The following is a 22806-nucleotide window of genomic DNA, read 5'->3' on the forward strand; positions in this document are numbered from 1 at the left end:
CTCGGTCATGGCCCGAGAAACACTGCGATTTTGGGTGAGAAAGATTTAACGCATGCGGATCGGCCCTGTCAACGTCCATCGCTGGATATCGCAAGGGACAAGGCGCCCGGCAACCCTTGCCTACTTTTCAACACCCACTGGGTCACATTAAAATAGGATTAAGGCGCCAGAACATACCTGCCCCCGCCAACAAAGGGCCCACAAAGGACTGAAAATCCTCAGAAGACTACAAGGTCTTGCAGTAAAGGTGCTTGCGTTGTAAAAATTCATGTCGTGTCAATGCAAGCAGGGAGTCATTAAGCCTTATATGAACGTTGATATGCAAACTGAGAACAATAAAAACCCAGAATCCAATCAAACCAAGGATCAGACCGCTACTGAAGGAGCGGCACACGCCGGTGCCTCGGCTGTAGACTCTGACGAGGGAGCGGATTTGCAAGACGAGAAAATCCGCAGCCTCGAAGAAGAGGTTCAGGACGCCAAGGACAAGTATCTGCGAACGCTGGCCGAAATGGACAACATGCGGCGGCGCCAGGAACGCGAGCGTCAGGACCTGCTCAAATATGCATCGGAGAAGCTTCTCCAGGACCTTTTGCCGGTGCTCGATAGTTTTGAAAAAGCCACGCTAGCAGGTGGCGCAGAAGCAGGCAATGCGATCGTCGAAGGCATTCGTATGGTGCATAAGCAGCTGACCCATGTTCTGGAAAACAACGGCTTGAAAGCTGTTGAATCGGTAGGCAAGCCTTTTGATCCCAACCTTCATCAGGCGATTCAAAGAATCGACGATGACGGTGTGGAGCAGGAAACTGTGAAAGATGAATTTCAACGTGGCTATACCTTGAACGGGCGACTGATTCGTCCTTCCATGGTGAGTGTCCTGGTTCCGAGCAAGGCTGGGCCAGGCTAACAAGAGCAGGGAGGACGTGAGGTGACGCGCAAGCGAGATGATAAACCTTACCTCTGTCCTCCTGCACCTCTCGAACAGAATGACGACGAGCAGGCGCTCCAGAAATTTTGTTCCGCTGTTCACTACGATGAGATGAGCTTCGAAACCTGGTGCCAAAAGCACAAGAAGCTGGACCTTGAAATACCGATATTTGTAACGCGGACCCAACTCGCCGCAACGTTTCGCACAGTGGTCAAACTCACGCGCACGATCCGCACCCACTCCGCGCAGGGCCACGAAGAAAAACGCGAAAAGATCGAAAGAGAACTGGTTTTAGGACCTGATACCGAAGGATGCAAAGCCATCCAGCTTCAAGGGCTCGGTGACATTGTCGACGGTCAGGCAGGCGACTTATGGATTATCATTAAGATAAAAGAGTAGACCTCACGGTCGAACCAAATCCATAAAACGCCGGAAAAAACGGCAGAACTCATGTTTTCGCGGCGAGAGCCGAACAAAAATACAGGGTCAGAGAAGTAAAGTCCTCATCAAGCGGGAGTGAAGGCATGTCGGAGACGAATCAAGGTAAGCTTGCAGTTGCAAACAGTGAGATGCCACTGCTGCCTCTGAAGGATATCGTGGTATTTCCCAACATGATTGTCCCGGTCTTCATCAACGAGGACCTGTGCGTCAATGCAGTGGAAAGCGCCTTAACCAAACAGAGGAAGATCTTTCTTTCAGCTTTCAAAGTCGTAGGACATGAAGGCGAAGGATTGGAAGCTCACCTGGAACCGCCTTTCGATGTCTATGATATCGGAACCGTTTGTTCCATCATGCGCACCCGGAAACTTCCGGACGGCCGCATGAAAGTTCTCGTGCAAGGTCTGCACAAGGCGATGGTGAGTCAACTCATTCAAACCGATCCTTATCCAAAAGTGATCGTGCAGAACGTGCAGGAACCACGGATTGCCAATACCACCAGTGAAGTGGAAGCTCTCATCCGCGCCGTGCGCGAGAGCCTCGAAAAAGTGGTAACGCTGGGCAAGATCCTGTCACCTGATATTCTGATGATCCTGGAAGATGTCAATGAACCAGGTCGCCTCGCCGACCTTGTGGCTTCCAATCTGGGCCTCAAGGTGAACGAAGCGCAAACCATCCTGGCTGTAGCCCATCCCCTTGATCGCCTGAAGCGTGTGTATAACTGCCTCTCTCGCGAAATCGAAGTTTACCAGATGCAGGTTCGCATCCAGTCTAATGCCAAAGACGAAATCGGCCGCATGCAAAGAGAGCACTACCTGCGTGAGCAGATGCGTGTGATCAAATCCGAGCTCGGTGATTCGGATGGCAAGGACGAAATCGATGGGTACTGGCAGCGCATGGAAGAGCTTCCCTTAAACAAGGAAGCCAAAGAAGAAATCGCCCGTCAGTTGAAGCGCCTCGAACGCATGCATCAGGACACCAGCGAAGCCGCCCTCACACGCACTCACATTGAAACGATCCTGGCTTTGCCCTGGGGCAAGAAAACGACAGAAGCCCTCGATCTGCATAAATCGAAGCTCATCCTCGATGCTGATCACTACGGTCTCGAGCAAGTCAAAGACCGTATCATCGAATATCTAGCCGTCAAAAAGCTGAACCCCGAAGCCAAGAGCCCCATCATCTGTTTCTTTGGGCCTCCCGGTGTGGGCAAGACCAGCTTGGGCAAATCCATAGCCAAATCCCTGGGCCGTGAATTCGCTCGTATCGCTCTGGGTGGTGTGCGTGATGAGGCCGATATCCGCGGTCATCGTAAAACGTACGTCGGTGCTTTCCCAGGCCGTATCATCACCGCCATGAAAAACTGCGGCAGCAGCAATCCCGTGGTGATGCTCGACGAAATCGATAAGATGGCGTCCGATCATCGCGGCGACCCGTCATCGGCTCTGCTCGAGGTCCTGGATCCTGAACAAAATCGAAGCTTTGTCGATCATTACCTCGGCATACCGTTCGACCTGTCGGATGTGATGTTTATCGCCAACGCCAACACGCTCGACACCATTCCGGCTCCTCTGCGGGATCGTCTCGAAATCATCGAGGTGACTGGCTACTCGGAAGAAGAGAAACTGCAGATCGCCAATCAGTATCTGATTCCCAAGCAGCTGAAAGAAGCCGGTCTGGATCAAGCCAATGTTTCCTTCACGAAAAACTGCGTGACGACCATCATCAACGGCTACACCCGTGAGAGTGGTTTGCGCGGTCTGGAAAAGAAGATCGCCTCGGTTTGCCGCAAGATCGCGCGTCAGTATGCAGAATCTGATGACGGTGAAGCGATGAAGCGGGAAGGCATCCGCCTGACCCCGACCATCATCCAAAGACATCTCGGCGCTCAGCGCTTTGATGATAACTTCTACCACAAAGAGCCGCATATCGGCGTCTCGTTGGGCCTGGCTTACACCCAGTACGGTGGTGAAGTGATGGCGATCGAGTCGAGCTTGATCTTTACGGGCAAGCACGCTCTGGTCCTGACCGGCCAGCTCGGTGACGTGATGAAGGAATCGGCTGTGGCCGCTTTGAGCTTCATCCGAGCCCGCCTCGGGGAATTCGGTATCGATCCGGAAATGATCGAAAAGAACGAGCTGCACATTCACGTGCCAGCCGGTGCGGTTCCCAAAGACGGTCCCTCCGCAGGGATTGCCATGGCAACCTCGATCATCTCGGCTTTCTTGAAAACACCGCCCAAGCAGCAAGTGGCTATGACCGGCGAAATTACGATTCATGGCAAAGTGCTGCCGATCGGTGGACTCAAGGAAAAGATGCTGGCTGCCACCCGGGAAGGGATGACAGAGGTCATCATTCCGGAAAAGAACAAGGCCGTTTTCCAGGAGTTGCCAGTTTCTATCAGACGCAACTTGAAGGCGCACTTCGTGAAGGAATATACTGAAGTATTCCAAATCATGTTCGCTGATGTCTGCGTCACCGACGCCAAGGTCGAAAAGCTGAGCACCCGGCGGGAAAGCAAGTCTCTGGCCAGTTAAGAGCTGGAGACCCGATCTTCGCTAACTTTTCATCTCTCGCGTTGGTTCGCACACAGCGATCCAACGCGAGGTTGTTTTATGAAGGATTTTGGCAAGAAAGTTCTACGGTTCCTTGGTGTTGGAGCGATCTGGGTCTTTCTCCTATCCGTGCCTATCAAAGGCCAAATGCTCTTCATCTATGCGACCAATTCGTTTGTCCCCTATGGGCTTGTGGCCGCAATTGGGGGTCAAGTCGAAAGGACATGGTACGATGCCAAGTCTCTGGCTCGCAATGCTTTGAGCGACGCCGAGGCCGAAAAAGAGCGCCGTTTCTAAGGAAATCCCTGCGAAGGCCCGCCCCGACAGCCCTGGAACTTCTGCCCATCAAAGTTCCTGGACCTTCCTGCTTAGTTATTGCTATTTGTATGCGTGCAGCCTACAGAAGGCGCACCAGGTTTATCAATATCCTCGCCAAAATTGAGATTCGTCGAGCAATCGACAAGCAGGAGTCCGGATATCATGACCACTTTAAAGGTTGTCGAGTGGCCAGCCAAAGTGCTGGAGACAAAGTCCACCGAAGTCACAGAATTTAACGCCGAATTCCAACAATTTGTGCAGGATATGCATGAAACGATGGACCATGCCGGCGGAATCGGCCTGGCCGCAAACCAGGTCGGTGTTGCCAAGCGGCTTTTGACCATCTTTATCCCCTGGTCGGGCAGTCGCTACAGTGACCAGGAGGAAAAGAAGGAGCCCTGGCATGATGTGCGTTATACCTTCGTAAATCCTGTCATTACCAAGACTTCTGGTAAAATTCGTTGGCAGGAAGGCTGTTTGAGCTTCCCCGAAATCTTTGAATTTGTCGATCGGGCCGCGGAAGTCTGGGTGAAAGCCCAGAATGAAAAGGGCGAGACCTTCGAGGTTCACGCCACCGGCCTGTTTGCGATCTGTGTGCAGCACGAGATCGATCATATTGATGGCATCGTCTTTATCAATCGAATGAGCCGTCTGAAGCAATCTCTAGTGAAGAAAAAAGTCGCCAAGCGTCACCGTCTGCTTGCCGAAGGAGCTGATGATGGCGAATAAGCGTATTCTGGTGGCCCCGTCCCTGCTGGCGGCGGATCCCTTGCGTTTTGGTGAAGACCTGGCTCTTGCGGAAACCGCAGGCGCTGATATGCACCATGTGGACGTCATGGACGGCCACTTCGTGCCGAACCTGACCTATGGCATCCCTTTGGTTCGCGCCTTGAAAAAATCTTCGCGCATTCCTTTGGATGTCCACATCATGGTTTCGAATCCGGATCAGGTGGCCCTTGATTATGTCGAGGCTGGTGCAGATATTCTGGTGTTTCATGTCGAGGCCGCTGTCCATCCGCATCGTTTGATTCAAGCGATTCATGCGAAAGGCGCCAAGGCCGGTATCGCCGTGAATCCGGGAACCTCCCTGTCGCTCGTGGAACCTCTGGTCCCCTACGTGGACCTGATCAACGTCATGTCGGTGAATCCAGGCTTTGGCGGACAAAGTTTTATTCCGGAAAGTTTGGAACGCATCCGTGCGGTGAAAAAAATGCTGGAAGCGCGTGGTCGCGTCGAGCAGGTTTATATTCAGGTTGATGGTGGTATCAACGCCGAAACCGTGGATAGCGTGGTGAACGCCGGAGCCAACTTCCTGGTGGCCGGAACCTATTTCTATGGTGCCCCGGACCGTAAGCAAGCCCTTCGAATTTTGCGAGGCGAAGCATGAGTTTTCAATTGGGTCAGGATCGCCTGACCACAGCCTCGCTTTATCAGCAGGTCATCAGCGGTTCGTTGCAATTTGCTTTGCCCACAGCCAGTCGCGAACGCGTGAAACGCTATCGGCAGCTGGTGCAAACCGCTTTGGATTCCGGTGAAACCTTTTACGGTATCAATACCGGCTTCGGCTATTTGTCGGACGTTCGCATTGAATCGAGCAAACTGAATCAGCTGCAGGATAACCTGGTGCGTTCGCATGCCTGCGGTGTCGGCGAATATGTAGAACCTTCCGTCGTTCGCGGTTTGCTTCTGTTGCGTGCGCATACCTTCAGTCTTGGTTATTCTGGAGTCTCGGAAGGTTGTCTCGATACCATTCTTGAATTTTTGAAACACGATATCCTGCCCATGATTCCGTCACAGGGCAGCGTGGGAGCATCGGGTGATCTGGCTCCGCTGGCTCATCTGGCTTTGGGTTTAATCGGTGAAGGCCGCGTTCTGTATAAGGGCGAAGTCATGCCGGCCAAGGCCGCTTTGGAAAAAGCGGGAGTTAAACCCGTGCGCCTCGGGCCCAAGGAAGGCCTTTCGCTCATCAATGGCACGCAGTTCATGACTGTGGAAGCCGCGATTGCGCTCGAAGAAGCCAAAATTTTAACCGAATCAGCCGATGTGATTGCGGCTCTGAGTTTGGATGCCCTGCGCGGCACGCTCAAGGCGTTTGATCCTCGCATCCATGAGATTCGTCCTCATAGTGGGCAGAAGCATAGCGCAGAACGCATTCGGGCTCTCTTCAAGGAACACGATCCGATCGTGGAAAGCCATGCGGATTGCTCGCGTGTGCAGGATCCCTATAGTTTCCGCTGTGTGCCTCAGGTTCATGGCGCGACCTACGATACTCTGGAGTTTGTGGAAAAACAGATCAACACCGAACTCAATAGCGTCACGGATAACCCGCTTTGTTTCGAAACGGGTGAAATCCTCAGCGGCGGCAATTTCCACGGCCAGCCCATGGCCCTGGCTATGGATTTTCTGGCTATTGCGATGGCCGAAATCGGCAGTATTTCTGAGCGCCGTACGGAAAAGTTGACCAACCCCAATCTGAGTGGTTTGCCCGCATTTTTAACCCGTGAAAGCGGACTTAATAGCGGTTACATGATTCCCCATGTGGTGGCGGCTGCCCTGGTTTCGGAAAACAAGATCCTGTCCCATCCGGCTTCGGTGGACAGCATTCCAACGTCTGCGGATAAGGAAGATCACGTGAGCATGGGGCCAATCGCGGCGCTCAAGGCGCGGCGTATTTTGAAGAATATAGCGAACATCCTGGCCATTGAACTTCTGGCCGCTTGTCAGGGGATTGACCTGCTGGCGCCCTTGCAGCCCAACCCGCGGCTCAAGAAGATCTATGACGGCGTCCGGGCCCTGGCTCCGGAAATGGACACCGACCGTTCGCTTCACGACGAGATCAAAAATCTTTCTACATGGATTCTGGACGGCAGCCTGCTAAAATGCGCAGAGGAAGCCTGAATGTTAACTTTTATGAGAGGGCTTATTATGACAACTTATCGGTTTCGGCTCTTCCCGATCCTATCCCTCTTGCTGTTTTGTATGTTCAGTGGACAGACGCAAGCTGATCCCATGTCCAAGGTCGAAAGGATCGGCGGGCTCTTTCGTATCGCCCGGATTGAAAAGCTCGGTGACAAGGACTTCAGAATAAAATTTGAAAGTGAAACCAAAACAGGTAAACATGACAAATTGATTTTGCGCAGCGATCACGTTCATCTCGCCATGCAAGAGGGACAGGTGCTGCGGCTTTCAGCTGAAGTCCTGCGGGATACGTCCTCTGAGCTTGAAGTGACTCAGGTCCTTTTGTTCCTGCCGAGTGAGCATGGAACAGCAGCGCCTATCTGGCTTCTCTCAAGCGATCATCCGAATCGGGATTTCCGCGGCGCGCGTTGGCTGGACATGCATGCGCCTCAGGCTGACTATACCATCTTATAAGCAGGCGACGTGCACGACCGACCGGATGATGATGAGAAAAGCCGGGCTCCCCTGATACCCCTTGTGCCGCAACCGCGAGGGGCGGCCCTGTTATTGGGAACCTGGACGGGCCGCATCATTGTCATCAACTCCATTATGTTCCTCGTGACCCTCTATCTTTCCGGCCTTGCCTGGTCGAACTTTCAAATGGCTCTCCTCAGCAGCAATACCGATGTTCTCTTAAAACTGGGTGCCAAGGATAATACTCTGCTGGCTTTGGGTGAATACTGGCGTCTGCTGACGCCGCTGTTTATTCATGGTGGGCTCATTCACTTTGCCTTCAACACGTACGGGCTTTACGTCGTTTCCTATCAATTCGAATATCTGCTCGGTTCACGGTCGTTCCTCATCCTCTACCTGGCATCCGGGATGACCGGTAATATCGCAAGCGTTCTGGCTGGACCCTCGGTGAGTGTCGGCGCATCGGGGGCTTTATTTGGACTGCTTGGATTTGGTCTCTATCTGGAACGCGTGGTTCAATCTCGAATTGAAGCCATGACCGGGCGACGCCCGCGGGCCGGTGCCTATACGGTTATGGCTATTGCGAATATCATACTCGGTTTCCTCATCCCACAGATCGACAATTCCGCGCATTTGGGCGGTCTGGCCTTCGGGGTTATTTTTGCTTATATTTGGCTCCGCTATATTCCAAATCGTTTGATGCCCTTAAGGCAGAAGCAGGCTCGCGTGGCTACAGTCCTGCTGCTTCTCGTGCTGGGAGTTGGGGCCTGGCTTGGCAGTTCTCGATGGTATGTGCTATACCAGCTGCAAGGTGCAATCCAGAGTGCTGACCGTGTCGAAGTCCGCTACATATACCTCAATCGGTTGGTTGCCCTCGAGTCGCAAAACGCCCAGTATCGTTTGCACCGCTTGAAGCTGGCTCTTGTGCTTCGAGATTATCCGATGGCTCGGCTTGATTTGATATTTATGCAGGCCGAACCGGGTGCTGAGATTCGTCTCCAGGAATTGGAGACGGAGTTGCTTCAGGGAGGGTTTGTTGACAGCGCAGCTTGGCTGAGACGGACTCGTCAGGACGTTCCCTTAGGTCTTTAAAGGCGATCGATGCTGCGGTATATAGAACCGCTGACTGAATTTTGGACTGGACCCGCATACTGCTTTTGGGAAACTCTGCGGAGGCAAGTTTCCCCGAGCGGACAAGACGACCAGCCGGAACAGCCAGAAAAGTAAAAAACTGTGGTGTTGATAACATTTAATTCTATTCCTCCGCTGCCGATAACCCAGATGCTGGAAGTTACTCAGGCCATTTGCGATTCGATCGGAGAGAATACATGACAGTAGCGAGAAATTTACCTATGACCAAGAACAAGGCGGAACTCCACTACGACGGTAAGACTCTCGAACTCCCGGTTTTGGAAGGCTCGGAAGGCGAACTAGCCCTGGATATCAACAAGCTTCGTCAGGACACCGGTCTGGTCACTCTGGACAACGGTTTCATGAACACAGCTTCGTGTGTTTCCGCCATTACGTTCCTTGACGGTGAGACTGGGATCCTGCGCTACCGCGGCTATCCCATTGAAGAGTTGGCAGAAAAGTCAACGTTCGTGGAAGTTGCCTACCTGCTGGTTTACGGTGAACTCCCCAACGCTTCGCGCCTCAAGTGGTTCAACGAAAAGCTGGCCAGCTTCAGCGCCACCAAGCCTGAACTCAAGCAGATGATTCAGCATTTCCCCAAGACGGCGCATCCTATGGGCGTCCTGGCTTCTGTGCTGTCGGCAATGTCAGCTTACTATCCTGAATATTTGGATCCTGAATTGAAGCCCGATCAGGTGGATAACGTGATCGCGCAAACCATGGCTCAGGTGAAGAACTTCGCAGCCTATAACTATCGCGCGAGCCAGGGCCAGTCTTTGATCGATGCGAAATCCAGCAATGAATACTGCACCGATTTCATGGCCCAGATGTATGGTCAGAATCCTGATCCAGAAGTCGCCAAGGCCCTGAATATTCTCCTGATTTTGCATGCTGATCATGAGCAGAACTGCTCGACTTCGACCGTTCGCTTGGTCGGTTCGTCCCAGGCCAACGTCTATGCAGCCATCTCTTCGGGCGTCAACGCTCTCTGGGGACCTCTGCACGGCGGCGCAAACCAGGCTGTGATCGAAATGCTGCAGGAAATCCAGGCTGACGGCGGCGGCTATAAGAAGTTCATTCTGAAGGCCAAGGATAAGAACGACAACTTCCGTCTGATGGGCTTCGGTCACCGCGTGTATAAGAACTTCGATCCCCGCGCCAAGATCATCAAGCAGGCTTGCGATACGATTCTGACCAAACTGAAGATCAAGGATCCTCTGCTCGACATCGCCAAAGGTCTTGAAGAAGAGGCTCTCAAGGATCCTTATTTTGTGGAAAGAAAGCTGTATCCGAACGTCGATTTCTATTCCGGCATCATCTACAAAGCGCTGAACATTCCTACCAACATGTTCACCGTGATGTTTGCTCTGGGTCGTTTGCCAGGCTGGCTGGCTCAGTGGAAGGAAATGAACGAGTCGCCCGCGACCAAGATCGGCCGTCCTCGCCAGATCTATACGGGTGAAACGGTTCGTCACTATGCGCCTTTGGATAAGCGTTCGTAAAAGACCAGGTCCCGCTTGCGCGGGACGTTAGCGTGGGGCCCTTATGGGCCCTTTTTTATTTGTAAAAAACGCGGGCCCCAGCCCGAGATGGCGGCAAGACCCAGAATGATGAAGGGCAGGCTCAGGAGCTGCCCCATATTCAGGCTCAATCCACTTTCAAACGGCATCTGGTTTTCTTTGACAAACTCAATGAGAAATCGGCTGCTAAAAATCCAAACCAACATCAGGCCTATCATCTGACCGGCTTTGCGAGCCGCGGTCTTGTCATAAATTTTGTAAAGCACAGCAGCAAGCAGGAGATAACTGAAAGCCTCATAGAGCATGGCAGGGTGTCTTGGAAACGTTTCACCATTTTGTGCGAAGATGATAGCCCAGGGCAAATTGCTGGGTTTTCCAACAATCTCAGAGTTAAAAAAGTTGCCTAATCGTATGCAACCTGCTGTCAGAGCCACAGCAATGGACAGGCGATCGGCCAGCCAAACATAACCTTGGTCTTTGTGTTTTCGGTTGTAGAGCCAAACGGCCAACAAAACTCCTATCGCACCGCCGTGACTGGCGAGTCCACCTTCCCACACGAAGAGTATGCTGATCGGGTTATGGAGGTATTGATCGGGAGCATAGAACAAGCAGTGGCCGAGGCGAGCGCCGACAATCGTGCCAATCATAATGTGATACAGAAGCGATGATAAATCTTCCTGTTTACGCCCCTCTTTTTTAAAAATCTTTTGCATGATGGAATGTCCCATCAGAAATCCGATGGCAAACATCAGTCCGTACCAACGCGGACCCCAACTGCCAATTTTGAAAATTTCCTTAGGAAAATCCCAGACAAAATGCTCCATACAATCGGAATCCTTAGATGAAATTGCGAGTGAAGTGGGGAGTGGGGAGTATTCTATAAATTGTCAATAGCCCGGAGCTTTTCACCCCAGACTAAATCATAGGTCGTGCGGCAGGCATCGCGGAGTTTCTCCGTACGCTTGCGGCTGGGTGCGTCCTGGAGCAAAGGGAGAAGCTTATAGCAATAGCGGGCTGCGAGGCGATGGGCCTCCTCATAAAGATCCTGCTGCTTCTGGGTGTAGCAGTGCGAATGATCGAATATCATGCGCGTGAGTTGCGGCAGATGGGGGTCGCCGGTCTGCTGTTCAAGCACACTGCCAGCGATCAGGAGTTTGTCGACCTCGCCTTGCCATTCGAGTTCCAAAAGGCTAATGCCTTGGTTGGCCTGAGCTCGGCTGATGACGAGATGGAAGTGGCTGACTTCCTCGACCGCCACGCAGAAGGCGTCCAGGTTCCTGCTATCGAGCCGTTCCAGGGCATTGCCCTGTTCGATGGATTGAATCAATTCTGGACGGAAATAGAGGCCCAGCTCGAGCTCGTCCTGGCCCGGCCGGGAGCGCAGAATAAGAGCAGCCCGGTTGTCGGAGGCGACCGCAGCGGCCTCGGCGGATTGCGTCAGGCAATCGGATGCGGACATTTCGATGGCAAAGCCATAGACGGAGGCCAGCTCATCCTCGATGCGCTGAATCAAATGGCTGAACGTTGGACGTATCATTGGGGATCTTTGGTGTTGAGGGGAACAGGCACGATGCCCTCGTCTTCCAGAATCTTGCGCAGCGAATCCGATTGAGTGTGCTGCCAGCGTTCGTAGGTGGTCAGCAAATCGCGTTTACGGGCCAATGGGGTGGATTCAGACACTTCCGCCACCACATTGACGAGCGAGCGGAAATCCTGCGCCATGCTCAAATAAACCTTGGAAAAGTGACTGTCATTTTTATGCGTACGCATCAGTGTGGAAGTTTGATTGTAAGCGGCGGCACCCATGTTAATGTAGTAGCCGACGTCAAAGGTTTTGCGGGCAAAGAAATCCTGGAAATAGCCGGCAAAGTAGAGGCTGGTATCACCGAGGCGTTTATAGACTTTCAGTTGGACGTCGGGACTCGACTCCACGGCTTTTTTAAGCATGAAAGCCAGTGGGGTATCCAACACAGTCATATCTTCATCGATATTTAATTGTGCGGGATTGATAAACTCACAGAGGAGATTGACGAGGTAGAATTCGATGTCGTCATTAAGATGGAGCTTAAGCGATTGGGCCGCATTCGTGACCTGATCGCGAAAGAAATCGAGAGGACTTTGTAGCTCAACGGTGTTCATAGGATTTTCCTTTTCCTATCTCTTCCATCATGACATATTATGCCTGGAATTATCCACCCTTTCTGACATATCGGAAAATTTGGAATTTTCTTAAGGGCATATTTGACGAAGTCAAAAGTTACAGATACATTTTCCTGAGCCCTTCTCACGACATGGGCTACAAAGGTAAAAAAGGTATGAAATCCGGGGATAAAGCCAATTCGCCGAACCAGGACGGAAAATCCTGGGATAAGCTGGGTTTGGAAGAAATTGTTCATATTGCTAACAAAGTCGGTCTGGCTTATGTGGAGGCCAAAAAAACTGCCGAGCACTACGAACTCATGAAACCCACCATGCGGGCCAAAATCGCACTGCGGCTCGACGATGGCAAGGTCAGCGAAGCCCGCCTGAAACGCCTGACGGAAACGGACCCGGAATATACGGATTTCCTCGATAAGCTCGTGGAAGCTCGCCGTGAATCCGACCGCCTGAAGGTCCGGTATGATTCGTATAAGAACCTGTTTGACGCACGTCGTAGTTTGTTGAGTTATCAGAAGGAAGAAATGAAGCTGGTGTGACCCAGAATAAGAAGCAATATTGCCAGGTTGTTTTGGGCGTTTCGCAATAATCGAACTCACAAATGGTCTGTACCTGTGATTCAGAGATGCAAAGGGTTAACTGCTTTTGCATTTCTCCATTATCACAGGGGTTATCATGAATATTCTTTCTTCAAGATCATTTTTCCTGCCTCTCATTCCCTTCCTTGGTCTCGCTGCCCTCATTGGTTGTGACAACGATGCATCTCTGACTCAAACCTCAGCGCCTTCGTCATATCCCCATTCGCAGTTGCGCTGGGATGGAACAGAAATACCTGTTTGTTGGGAAAGTGCCGCATCAGCGACAGAGCGAGCATGGGTCAGAAACCGAGTCGATGTAGAATATTCGCGCTCTCCTCTTCGCTTTACAGGCTGGGGGACTTGCAACGCCTCTTCGAAGGGCATCCGCATTGCAGTTAACGATGAAGGCCCTCACACCAAAGGTTTAGGCCGACAGCTTAATGGGCTTGTGAATGGGATGGTTCTCAACTTTACGTTCAACAATTGGGGCCAGGATTGCCAGAGCAAGCGGCAATATTGTATTGAAAACATTGCGATTCACGAGTTTGGGCATGCCATTGGTCTGGCTCATGAACAAAATCGGCCCGATACAGATCGGCTGCTTTGCGCAGACCGACCTCAAGGATCCAACGGCGATTTCATCATCGGAACCTGGGACCCGGCATCTATTATGAACTATTGCAACCCAACCTGGGTCAATGGTGGCATCCTCAGCGCGGGCGATATTCTTGGCATTCGGTTTCTTTATGAAGGCCTCCTGCCTTTCAATGTGCAGACAGGAACCGGATTGCATGAAACAGGCAATAATTTTGAACTGCTGTTAGGTAATTATGACGGCGATCAGTTGCCAGATCTTTTTGCGATCAAGAAGAGTGGAACGGGCAGCCAGTCTACCGAAGTTCATGTCCTGTCTGGAGCCTCAAATTATCGTAGTTTTGTTTTGAATACAGGCACAGGCTTGCATGAGACAGGTGAAAACGTCGAATTCAAATTGACTGATTGGGATGGAGACGGACGTTCTGATGTAGCTGCCATGATCAAAAACAGCACGGGTACATCCTCAACAGAAGTTCATATTCTAAGTTGGGCCAGTAATTATCGTTCGTTTATCCTTCAAACCGGAACCGCTCTGCATATGACAGATGCCAATTGGGAATTTGGTTTTGCCGACTGGAATCGGGACGGGAAAAGCGATTTGTTTGCTATGAAAAAAGATGGGACTGGTACGGGAACCACGGAAGTCCATGTTTTAAGCGGTGCTACAAATTTTAAGAACTTCATTCTTCAAACAGGCACAGCGCTTCATAAGACCGATCGCATGTTTGATTTGGAAGTGGGGGATTGGAATCTTGATGGTCGCCCTGACATAGTGGCCGTTGCTAAACAGCGGACAGGCTCCAAGTCAACGGAGGTCCATGTGTTGGATGGAGCTTCTGCTTTTAGTAAAATGATTTTTCAGAGGGGCACGCTTTTGGAAGAGACCGATGATCGCTTTTCATTTGCAGTGGCAGATATGGACCGGTCGATTTTTGGGCTGGAAGTCGTCGCTTTCAAGAAAAGCAGCACCGGGACCAACTCAACGGAAGTTCATGTTCTGAGAAACCGCTAACTTTGGTTTTGTCATAACGCAAGGTGCTGTTCTCTTTCGATTTTTGTCGCGAATTTACAGCACCTTGACACGCGAGTTCGGACTAGAGAGCGTCTTCCAAATCCTCGACCCGATTATTCCCATTCGCCGTCTCGTCCTTGCTTTCCACTGCCGCAATCTTCTCCCGAGCGAACACCAATTCCTGCTGAAATTCAGGATCCATGGCGGCTTCCTTGGCGAACGAGCGGTAGTTTTCCAAAGACTTCTTGGGATCCTTCTTCTCGTAAGCCTGGCCCAGCAGAAAATAAGCTTCCATCAGATTCGGCCGAAGGCGCAGGGCGCGTTCCAGGTAGGTGACGGCTGTATCGAGATTCTGTTGATCCTTGATAAACTTCTTGGCCAGCCCGGTGAGCGCGCCGGCAAGCAGGGGTTGATCCTGAAGGGCCTTGCGGTAAGCCTGCTCGGCTTCCACGCGGGATCCCTGGTCGAGGAGGATGTCGCCCTTTACGCTGTTCAGGAAAGGCAGCTCCTGGGGACTCGATAGGGCTTCCGTCTTATGCAGGATAGCCAAGGCCTTGTCATTCATCCCGATTTTATTAAGAATTCGGGCATTGATAATCGAGATCTGAAAATCATTCGGATCCAGTTTTTTCAGCGTTTTGGCCGTTTTTAGAGCCTCAGCATAATAACGAATTGAATAGTAGCTCCAGGCCAAAGCCTTGAGAGCATTCAAATTCTTCGGCTCGGTCTGCAGCGTTTTTTTGTAATGAAAAATCGCATCCCCATAACGGGTCTGCGTGCGGTAGGCTTCCGCCAGATAATAATTCAATTCCCCATTATCCGGATAGGTCGGCAAGGCTTCCTGCAGATGCTGAATCGCCAGCTTATAGGCACCAGTTTTTACGTAAACAATCCCCAGGGTGCGGTGAGCCGCGGCGTCCTTGGGGCGGTCAGACAAATGTTTGCGAAAGGCAGCCACCGCCTCACGGTAAAGCCCATCCCGGGCATACTGGTTGGCCTGATCGAGGAGCGGAGACGGAGCCGGAACAAGCGGAACAGGGGCTGCCGGCGCTGCGACCTTGGGCATTTCAAACAGTGGCATCGTCTGACAAGCCGCAGGGGCGAGCGAAAGGACAACCAAAGCGATGGCGCGTGGCATGAATGGCACCGAAGGGCTCCTCAGTTGCAGTTCGACAATAATATTGTAGCTTGAATACGAATCACGTACGAGGGCAGGGCCTTTGGTCATTCACTTCACAACGTAGAATTCTTCGAAGAGTGACCAGCATTTATCGTCGCGAGAATAAAATGAAAGAACGATTTCCCGTTCATTCCAATCTTTGTAATTGGCAAATTTGAAAGAATAATACCGCAGTTTAAGGGCGCCTGAAAGACCAGTGACGAGATTGTCCGGCACCGGCATGAACTCATCAAGATAGTAGCATTCATTGGCGGTATTTTTCAGATACGGAAGCTTGACCGGAGTCACCCCTTCGAGGTGGACAACCGTCTGACAGGCGCTCAACCAGGGTATCAACCCCAGGGAGAAAAGTATTTTGGGATAAAGCAAAAATCGCATACAATACCCCTTGCACTCATTCCGAATCTTACAAAACACGCATCGACCAATTGATGAAAATCTTGAGGGACTGGTAGGCATTTATGATGAGAAACCTGGCCATTTTCGTGGCGCCTTTCTATCTTTTGACCGCCTGCAGCTGGGGCACGGGTAAGCCCAAGTCCGATTGGGATGCCCTGCAGGATGCCAAATCCGTCTCGTGCGCGGACCTTCCCCTTCGTAAGGATGATCTGCGCATCGATCGCGTGCATATCGTGCCTGAACTGGGACCGTCCATGATTCTGGAAGTGACCACGCGCCGCGGTGTGCGAACCATGTATCATCTGCCGTTCCGCAGCATCTCCAGTATGGATGAAGAGACGCTGGTGCCACTGCCCGTTTCGCAGGACAGTATCCTCCTTGGCGCCGGAATCTGGCAGCAAAAAGCCGTTTTTGCCCTAAAAACCATGGATCGCGGCAAGCCGACTATTCAGGTGCGTGATCTGCAAAGCAATGCCGTCCTGCAACAATTTCCTGTGGACACCAAAACACCCTGGGATCTTACCGATTGGCAAATCTCGGGCGGTAAACTGCGCACCCTGATTCGTGAAGGTAAGGATGATGAATCGCTCGATGATCAACCTTTTCTGCAACTCGAAGTGCAGCTCGATGGCAAAGGCGGTGCCAAACCTCGCGCGGAACCTGCCACGCAGGTGATCGGCCAGGCGCAGCTCTTTGCCGATGCCCAGGGCGGCACGCAAATCTTCTGGCTCGATCGCGGGACCTCGGAAAAGGTCAAGGAACCAAGCTTTCTGACCGCTCGCTGGCGTGACGGCAAGGATCATCACTCCATTGATTTAGGCGATAAAGCTCCTATTGAAAGTTGGGCTTTTCAGGAAGGCAATGTCAACAACCTGCTGAGTTACGTGAAAGGCGATACCCTGCTCTGGACCAATGCCAGCATTGAAATCCTGCGTTTGAGCAAAGTCCCGCCCTTTACGAAACAGAATCAACTGAGCGTGCCGATCAGCAAGGTGCATGTGGCAAGGCCTCTTCTGAGCGCTGATCCCAAGGCCGATTACCTGTTTCTTCCGCAGTGGCTCGATCACGAACTGACTGTCGCCGTTTATAAAATCGAGCCGACCGAAGTGGTGCATCGCGGGTATCGCGGGGTCTTCAAGGAAGGAACGTCATTCCACGCGGCTTTCTATCATGATCCTTCGAAGGAGAATCTGATGCTGATGAAATCTCCGGCCAACTACACATCCCGTTACAGCCTTTGTAAGATGAGTCTATAAGAAGGAAGACACATGGCGGTCATTTGGATTTTGGAACGTCCCCGGCGCCCCGAAGAAAGCACACCCGCATTGCTCCAGGGTGATTTTGCGGTTCGGGCCTTTGCCTCCTTGCGCAATTTTCTGCGCCTGGCTCCATTGAGGGGACGCCTGCCGGACCTTTTGATCGTGCGCAGTGCTGATTTCGCTGATGAGCTGATCAACCTCGAGAATCTGCTGGGCCTGCGCTACGAATCCGTGCCGAGACTTTACCTTGGTACTGTGGAAGGCTTTGCCCCGGCCGCGGCGGACGCGATTATTTACAGCGAGGAAGATCGCACGCAGCTGCCGTTCGCCGTTCAGGAAATTTTGAACTTCGACGGTCCGCGGGGTTCATCGTATGTGGTGCAACTCGAGGATCTGGTTTTGGATACCGCCGGTCATCGCCTGAAGCTTTTGCCGGAAGGGGAGTGGATGCGGCTCAAGCCCAAGGAAGGGCAAATCCTGAGGCACCTCTTGAAAAATCCTAATCACTGCCTGAGTCACGAGGATCTGGTCATGGCCGTCTGGCGAGACGTGCGTGTTTCCCCGCGATCCATGGCCAGTCATATCTCTCGCCTCAGGCGCTACCTGCAAGGTTCCCAGCTGGAAATCCGCAACGTCTACGGTGGCGGCTATCAGCTTTGTAACGTTTCCCCCGAATCCGGTGAATGACGCCCCTCCAGTTTTTCGATCCAGGCTTTTCTTTTGAAAAATTTTCCGCGAAACTTCCATTGATGGGGATTTTCAACGAGAAAGCCTGTGCCTCTTTCGTCATCAATCCACTCGATGGTGGAACCCTGGCAGAATTCAAAGGCCGGACGGTCGATGATCAGGAGCAGCCCGCCTTCCTGGGGGAAGACGAGGTCGTCCGGACTGTGCTTGTCGAACGTCACGCCATAGTAAAAACCATCACAACCTTTGCCATCCAGATAGAGTCGCAAAGGCAGGTCGCGATAACGGGGCGTATGCGCCTGCAGCTCCAAGGCAGCAGTCAGGGCTTGGGGACTTATATGTATTGAGGCATCCATGGTTGATGTGCTCTCGCTTAAAAAGTGTATTCGGCCAACAGGATCCTAGCAGGGAGGAAGGGCATGCAACAAGACCCGGTCGTATGGATAAGTCATCGAGGCTATCATGCCGAGGCTCTCGAAAACACCCGCGAGGCCTTTGATGCTGCCATACAGGCTGGCTTTACTCATCTGGAAACGGATCTCCGTACCACGGCAGATGGGCACCTTGTTTTGCATCACGATCCCCATTTAACCCGTACCTTCGCCACTTCCCTGGTCGTGGAAAAAACCAGTCTACGCGAATTGCTCTCCCTGCAGAGTCCGCAGGGACAACAGCTGCTTACCTTCGAAGATTTTATCGAATCCTATGCAGGTTTCAGCTGGACCTTTGACATCAAACCCGAGTCCGCGGGGCCTACACTGCTGGGTCTGCATCAATGGGCCAAGCGAAAAAAAGCTGAATCGTGGCTCAACGAGCAGGCCCGCTTTTTATGCTGGAGCTCACGCGCTGAACGCTATCTGCACCAGCTTTTTCCCCAGGCCAAAACTCTTGCGCGTGAATCGGAATGTTATCGTGCCGGCCTTTCCGTGTTTTCCAGCGTGCCCTTTTTGGGTGGGATCCGTTCCGGACGAACGTATTCGATTCCTCGCTATTTTGCAGGTCGTGATCTTTTTACAAAACTATTCGCTGAGGCTTATCATAAGCGAGGAGCCCGTTTGATCGCTTATCTTCCGCCTCGTGAGGAAGATGCCAAAGCCGCTGTCAGTGCTGGTTTTGATGAGATCCTGACCAATCATTTGCCACTTTCCGCGACGTAAATTTAGAGTTCTCGCGCACTCGTGCTTGAATCGTTTTCTTTGATGGTCTATACCAGCCCTCATCATTTCATCATCTTGATACCAGTATGGAACGATTCGGCAAAAAAGCCATCGGGCCGGGTTTATCCCTGTAATGCTGTGGGAGGGTTATCTTCATGGATGTATTGCAGCTCCTTAAGAATGAGCTCAAAGAACGCCAGAGTGATGTCAGCGCTTTTATTGATGGGCCATCGGCTTATCAGAATTGGGCACAGATCGCACGTCATCTGAAAGCGCATTTGACTCTGGAATTAGAGTATCTTTTGCCTGAGCTTGCGGCCGTTTCTCCCAAACAGGATACTGTCTTGCAGCGTTTGGAGACAGATCTGGTGAATCTTCGCCTGCAGCTGAATGCCCTGGGTTTTGACAACAACCCCAAACCGGATCAGGTGACAGATCTGCGTGATGCCATGGGTCGTCACGTGGCGCTGATTGAGGATCGTATCCTGCCTTTGATGCGTCAAAGAATTTCAACAGCGGATCGTGAAGAACTGTATGATGCCATGCAGGATGCCAAGCAGGATATCATTCGGTCCACTCTGGGACTCGCGATATAGTGCGTTTTAATGGCAGTTCATGCGGAAACCAAGCCTTGACCGGTTGTCGGTCTTCGTGTAGTAAAGCTCATTCCTGAAAGACGAGTCAGGGTAGCACTTTAAGGCTTCCAAACTGGAATAGGTCAAATTCGATGAAAAACTCTATCATCAGCAACTTCGAAAGCAAAAAATTTCCTAAGCAAGATACCGCTTTGCCTAAATTCCGTCCTGGTGACACTGTAAAGGTGTACTACAAAATCCAGGAAGGAACGGAAGCAGGCAAATTCCGTATCCAGCCTTTTGAAGGCGTGGTGATCGCTTATAAGAAGGGTGGCATCGAATCATCCTTCACCGTGCGCAAAATCGGCGCAAACAGCGTAGGCGTGGAACGCGTATTCCCAGCTTATTCTCCTATGATCTCCAAAGTTGAAGTCGTGGCTGCCGGTATCGTCCGTCGCTCGCGCCTTTACTATCTCCGCGGTTTGGCTGGTAAAGCCGCCCGTATCCGTAGTCGTTTCGTCGGCAAAAAAGCGGAAGCTCCTGCGGAAGCCTGATTCGTCAAAGGCATCCTTAAGTTTTGAGAAGTCGACCTTGGAAGTTGCAAAGCTTCTGGGGTTTTTCTCTTTGGCCGCATCGGCCTGATGTTAATGACCTGGCCCCGGCAAGCGCATCCACGCAATCGACGGACGAGCTCCCTCAGCCACCAGCGCCAGTCCCAGGTGCACGGTATAATCACAGTACTCCGGATGTTCCCAAAGAAATCGATGTGAACCACGCCAGAGCGCAGACAGCTTGCGCGGTGGAATGAGCTGCTGCCAATCGTCCACGGCTTTGCCACGGGTTTTCACTTCAATGATGAGGAGCTCATGGCCTTTGGCGGCCACCAGGTCGAGTTCGAGGGCCTTGCGGCGGAAGTTGGTGGCCACGATCTGAAAGCCATGCTGGGAGAGCCAGGCCGAGACCATGGCCTCCCCGCGTTGGGCGCGTTTATACCGTGGCTGTAAAGTAATGGCCAAGCTCCGCATAGCGTGTGACCGGAGCGAAATTGCGCCGATGCAAAGGCGTGATGCCACGCGCTTCCATCGCTGTTAAGTGACTTTTTGTGCCGTAGCCGACATTTTCATGAAAGTCATAGTGCGGAAAATTCAAAGCCTCCTGCCGCATATAATCATCGCGGGCTTCCTTGGCCAGAATCGAGGCCGCAGCAATCGCAAAGCACAAGCCGTCGCCGCCAATGATGGCCTCCTGCCGAATGGGAAGCATGGGATTGAGTTGCCTGCCGTCGATCAGCAAAAGATCGTGAGCATCTTTCATCGCCTCGAAAGCCCGCAGCATGGCTTGAAACGTCGCCGGTACAATGCCGAGCTCTTCAATCTCAGTCACTGTCGATGAGCCAACGGCCCACTCCCGGCAAATCATGTGCAGGATCGGAACAACCTTCTGTCTTTGCATCGTGCTGAGAGTCTTGGAATCGCGGATGAGCATGCGGGTTGGGGTATCGAGGTCTTTGACGGCATCGTAATCCAGGCTCACACAGGCAGCGTACACGGGACCAGCGATGCATCCGCGTCCCACTTCATCGACGCCGAGGAGCTTCAGCCCCTGCTTCAGAAAGCTGCGTTCAATGGAACCTCTGTTGCGTAATTCACGTTGGGTCTTGGTCGGTTTTTTGGCCATGCGCGGGAATTCCTTTTCCACGGTGCGAATGGCCGGAAGCATAACGCAAAGTTCCGCTCAACTCGAGAGTCGTCTTTCAATGGTCTCGAGTATTTTGGTTTTAGGCTGGGGACCGGCGATTGTCGCGACGACTTTGCCCTGCTCGAAGATCAAAATGTGGGGAATGGATTTGATGCCATACTCAGCAGGAGCGTGCGCGTTTTCATCGACGTTCAAACGGGAAACGGTCAGGCGCTTGTTGTAATCGGAGGCAATTTCCTTCAGCACACTTTCCAGAACCGTGCAGGGTCCCGACCACGGAGCCCAGAAAGCCACCAGCAGGGGCGTTTTCTTTTCCTGCAGCCATGTTTTCAGCGTTTCATCGGTGAGGTTGAGCAGCTGGGACGCCATGATTCAAGCTCCGCGCAGTTTACGATTCAATGACAAAATGCTCCCGATGCCGACGGGTATCGAGAATTTGCGTGATCTTCTTGTCGAGTCGGCTTAATGAGGGCGGATGCGTGCGGTTTTGGCCCTTCGCATAAAAATCCGGCAAAAGATCAGCCAGAATCAGCAGAAGCGTGTCAGCGTCCCCGGCCGCCTTGATCCATTTGTTGATCACGCGGTGCTCATCGTAAGGCAGAAAATGGCCCTTGGCGCGCAGATCGATGACGTACTGAACGATTAGCGCGGGCCCATGCAGTTGTTCCGGAGGAATATAGCTCACAGGGACCTCGCTGAAATACGTTAGCGCAAAGCCTTCAATTCAGCTTCGATAAGACTGATATCCGATTGCATGCGCTTTATTTCTTTCTCATAGCGCAGCAGCTCGTGCAAGTGGTCGTGCATCCGTAGTAAGTTTGCCACACGGACGGGAAGACTACTAAGATGGTCAGGATGGAGTAAGTCAAAATACCAGTTTGAGTTCAAGGTCTGTTCTAGGACTTCGACAACCCGATTCATTTCACTGGCATTCATGATCAGCGCAGGAATCCAGATTCCGGTTTGCTGCTGTGCCATGCGTTTTTCAAAGCCCGTCAACCACTGTATGAGCTCCTCTTCCCCGAGGTGCGTAGCAAAGACGACCAGAAGATCGCAGGGCAAAAGGTTGGGGTCATCCAGGGCTTTGAGTCGTACCAGATCGAGCTGGGGCAGAAAGCGCAAGGACCGTTCCAGATTGAGTTTGAGCGCGTCGGCCCGTTTCGGTTCGAGATCCCAGATGCAGAGACGGCGACGCATCTGCAGAAAATCCGTGCGGCGACTCATCGCTCTTTCTCCTTTTCAGCTTGG

The 22806-nt window shown here is 52.2% G+C and carries 28 protein-coding genes; 17 read left to right on the top strand and 11 right to left on the bottom strand.

Annotated elements, in window-relative coordinates; translation table 11 throughout:
* Window positions 1-307: 307 nt before the first annotated feature.
* The 10 genes from grpE to VE954_RS40635 all read left to right on the top strand — a co-directional run bounded on the left by grpE (window position 308) and on the right by VE954_RS40635 (window position 10241).
* Window positions 308-907 (top strand): nucleotide exchange factor GrpE, encoded by a 600-nt coding sequence (grpE, locus tag VE954_RS40590; protein WP_324963984.1) that lies wholly within the window; start codon window positions 308-310, stop codon window positions 905-907.
* Window positions 908-928: 21 nt separating this feature from the next.
* On the top strand, window positions 929-1327 hold the full coding sequence (locus VE954_RS40595; RefSeq protein WP_324963985.1) for a hypothetical protein: 399 nt from the start codon (window positions 929-931) through the stop codon (window positions 1325-1327).
* Between the two features lie 125 nt (window positions 1328-1452).
* Window positions 1453-3900: an endopeptidase La gene (gene lon / locus VE954_RS40600; protein WP_324963987.1), complete on the top strand. Its 2448-nt coding sequence runs from the start codon at window positions 1453-1455 to the stop codon at window positions 3898-3900.
* A 78-nt stretch (window positions 3901-3978) separates the two neighbouring features.
* Complete coding sequence (locus tag VE954_RS40605; RefSeq protein ID WP_324963989.1) at window positions 3979-4215, top strand: hypothetical protein; 237 nt, start codon at window positions 3979-3981, stop codon at window positions 4213-4215.
* A gap of 183 nt (window positions 4216-4398) precedes the next feature.
* Entirely contained in the window at window positions 4399-4965 is a 567-nt protein-coding gene (gene def, locus VE954_RS40610) for a peptide deformylase (protein WP_324963991.1), read from the top strand.
* Entirely contained in the window at window positions 4952-5623 is a 672-nt protein-coding gene (gene rpe / locus VE954_RS40615; protein ID WP_324963994.1) for a ribulose-phosphate 3-epimerase, read from the top strand. The genes def and rpe overlap by 14 nt, the downstream gene beginning before the upstream one ends.
* Window positions 5620-7134, top strand: a complete 1515-nt coding sequence (gene hutH, locus VE954_RS40620) for a histidine ammonia-lyase (protein ID WP_324963996.1) — start codon at window positions 5620-5622, stop codon at window positions 7132-7134. The genes rpe and hutH overlap by 4 nt, the downstream gene beginning before the upstream one ends.
* Window positions 7135-7608, top strand: a complete 474-nt coding sequence (locus VE954_RS40625; protein WP_324963998.1) for a hypothetical protein — start codon at window positions 7135-7137, stop codon at window positions 7606-7608.
* 9 nt (window positions 7609-7617) lie between these two features.
* Entirely contained in the window at window positions 7618-8700 is a 1083-nt protein-coding gene (locus tag VE954_RS40630; protein ID WP_324964000.1) for a rhomboid family intramembrane serine protease, read from the top strand.
* Window positions 8701-8960: 260 nt separating this feature from the next.
* A complete protein-coding gene (locus VE954_RS40635; protein WP_349263872.1) occupies window positions 8961-10241 on the top strand; it encodes a citrate synthase in 1281 nt (426 codons plus the stop codon).
* 41 nt (window positions 10242-10282) lie between these two features.
* Here VE954_RS40635 and lgt read toward each other — a convergent pair whose 3' ends face one another.
* From lgt to VE954_RS40650, 3 genes are read right to left on the bottom strand one after another with little or no spacing between them, the layout of a single operon-like run.
* Window positions 10283-11083, bottom strand: coding sequence for a prolipoprotein diacylglyceryl transferase (lgt, locus tag VE954_RS40640; protein WP_324964004.1), 801 nt, complete (start codon window positions 11081-11083; stop codon window positions 10283-10285).
* 53 nt (window positions 11084-11136) lie between these two features.
* On the bottom strand, window positions 11137-11796 hold the full coding sequence (locus VE954_RS40645; protein WP_324964006.1) for a hypothetical protein: 660 nt from the start codon (window positions 11794-11796) through the stop codon (window positions 11137-11139).
* Complete coding sequence (locus tag VE954_RS40650) at window positions 11793-12398, bottom strand: hypothetical protein (RefSeq protein WP_324964008.1); 606 nt, start codon at window positions 12396-12398, stop codon at window positions 11793-11795. The genes VE954_RS40645 and VE954_RS40650 overlap by 4 nt, the downstream gene beginning before the upstream one ends.
* A 176-nt stretch (window positions 12399-12574) precedes the next feature.
* On the opposite strand from VE954_RS40650, the gene VE954_RS40655 reads away from it, so the two are divergent.
* Together VE954_RS40655 and VE954_RS40660 are read left to right on the top strand one after the other, a co-directional pair.
* The gene (locus tag VE954_RS40655) at window positions 12575-12955 is read left to right on the top strand and encodes a hypothetical protein (RefSeq protein WP_324964010.1); all 381 of its coding nucleotides are present in this window, start codon (window positions 12575-12577) and stop codon (window positions 12953-12955) included.
* Window positions 12956-13451: 496 nt separating this feature from the next.
* Window positions 13452-14603: an FG-GAP-like repeat-containing protein gene (locus VE954_RS40660; RefSeq protein ID WP_324964012.1), complete on the top strand. Its 1152-nt coding sequence runs from the start codon at window positions 13452-13454 to the stop codon at window positions 14601-14603.
* An 82-nt stretch (window positions 14604-14685) separates the two neighbouring features.
* Here the strand turns inward: VE954_RS40660 and VE954_RS40665 are convergent, their stop codons facing one another.
* Both VE954_RS40665 and VE954_RS40670 read right to left on the bottom strand, forming a co-directional pair.
* On the bottom strand, window positions 14686-15741 hold the full coding sequence (locus VE954_RS40665; RefSeq protein WP_324964080.1) for a tetratricopeptide repeat protein: 1056 nt from the start codon (window positions 15739-15741) through the stop codon (window positions 14686-14688).
* A gap of 90 nt (window positions 15742-15831) precedes the next feature.
* Entirely contained in the window at window positions 15832-16161 is a 330-nt protein-coding gene (locus tag VE954_RS40670) for a hypothetical protein (protein ID WP_324964014.1), read from the bottom strand.
* Window positions 16162-16244: 83 nt separating this feature from the next.
* Between VE954_RS40670 and VE954_RS40675 the strand changes: the two genes are divergently transcribed.
* Window positions 16245-17438 (top strand): hypothetical protein, encoded by a 1194-nt coding sequence (locus tag VE954_RS40675; RefSeq protein ID WP_324964016.1) that lies wholly within the window; start codon window positions 16245-16247, stop codon window positions 17436-17438.
* A gap of 12 nt (window positions 17439-17450) precedes the next feature.
* Complete coding sequence (locus tag VE954_RS40680; RefSeq protein WP_324964018.1) at window positions 17451-18128, top strand: winged helix-turn-helix domain-containing protein; 678 nt, start codon at window positions 17451-17453, stop codon at window positions 18126-18128.
* Here the strand turns inward: VE954_RS40680 and VE954_RS40685 are convergent.
* Entirely contained in the window at window positions 18092-18484 is a 393-nt protein-coding gene (locus tag VE954_RS40685; protein WP_324964020.1) for a hypothetical protein, read from the bottom strand. The two genes, VE954_RS40680 and VE954_RS40685, sit on opposite strands and share 37 nt — an antisense overlap.
* 63 nt (window positions 18485-18547) lie before the next feature.
* On the opposite strand from VE954_RS40685, the gene VE954_RS40690 reads away from it, so the two are divergent.
* The 3 genes from VE954_RS40690 (at window position 18548) to rplS (ending at window position 20414) form a co-directional block, all read left to right on the top strand.
* Window positions 18548-19285, top strand: coding sequence for a glycerophosphodiester phosphodiesterase (locus VE954_RS40690; protein WP_324964021.1), 738 nt, complete (start codon window positions 18548-18550; stop codon window positions 19283-19285).
* Between the two features lie 155 nt (window positions 19286-19440).
* On the top strand, window positions 19441-19881 hold the full coding sequence (locus VE954_RS40695; RefSeq protein ID WP_324964023.1) for a hypothetical protein: 441 nt from the start codon (window positions 19441-19443) through the stop codon (window positions 19879-19881).
* 131 nt (window positions 19882-20012) lie between these two features.
* Entirely contained in the window at window positions 20013-20414 is a 402-nt protein-coding gene (gene rplS, locus VE954_RS40700) for a 50S ribosomal protein L19 (RefSeq protein ID WP_324964025.1), read from the top strand.
* A 90-nt stretch (window positions 20415-20504) separates the two neighbouring features.
* Here rplS and VE954_RS40705 read toward each other — a convergent pair whose 3' ends face one another.
* Genes VE954_RS40705 through VE954_RS40725 form a run of 5 tightly spaced genes read right to left on the bottom strand, consistent with a single transcriptional unit; the run spans window position 20505 to window position 22782 of the window.
* Window positions 20505-20885 carry a YraN family protein gene (locus VE954_RS40705; RefSeq protein WP_324964027.1) on the bottom strand — a complete coding sequence of 127 codons (381 nt, stop codon included), beginning with the start codon at window positions 20883-20885 and terminating at the stop codon, window positions 20505-20507.
* Window positions 20848-21579 carry a ribonuclease HII gene (locus VE954_RS40710; protein ID WP_324964029.1) on the bottom strand — a complete coding sequence of 244 codons (732 nt, stop codon included), beginning with the start codon at window positions 21577-21579 and terminating at the stop codon, window positions 20848-20850. Before VE954_RS40710 ends, VE954_RS40705 begins: the two co-directional genes overlap by 38 nt.
* A gap of 15 nt (window positions 21580-21594) precedes the next feature.
* Window positions 21595-21927 carry a thioredoxin family protein gene (locus VE954_RS40715; RefSeq protein ID WP_324964031.1) on the bottom strand — a complete coding sequence of 111 codons (333 nt, stop codon included), beginning with the start codon at window positions 21925-21927 and terminating at the stop codon, window positions 21595-21597.
* Between the two features lie 19 nt (window positions 21928-21946).
* Complete coding sequence (locus VE954_RS40720) at window positions 21947-22243, bottom strand: hypothetical protein (RefSeq protein ID WP_324964033.1); 297 nt, start codon at window positions 22241-22243, stop codon at window positions 21947-21949.
* Window positions 22244-22263: 20 nt separating this feature from the next.
* Window positions 22264-22782, bottom strand: a complete 519-nt coding sequence (locus VE954_RS40725) for a hypothetical protein (RefSeq protein WP_324964035.1) — start codon at window positions 22780-22782, stop codon at window positions 22264-22266.
* Window positions 22783-22806 lie beyond the last annotated feature (24 nt).

Origin of the sequence: Oligoflexus sp. (assembly GCF_035638955.1) — a bacterium.
Lineage (GTDB): Bacteria > Bdellovibrionota_B > Oligoflexia > Oligoflexales > Oligoflexaceae > Oligoflexus.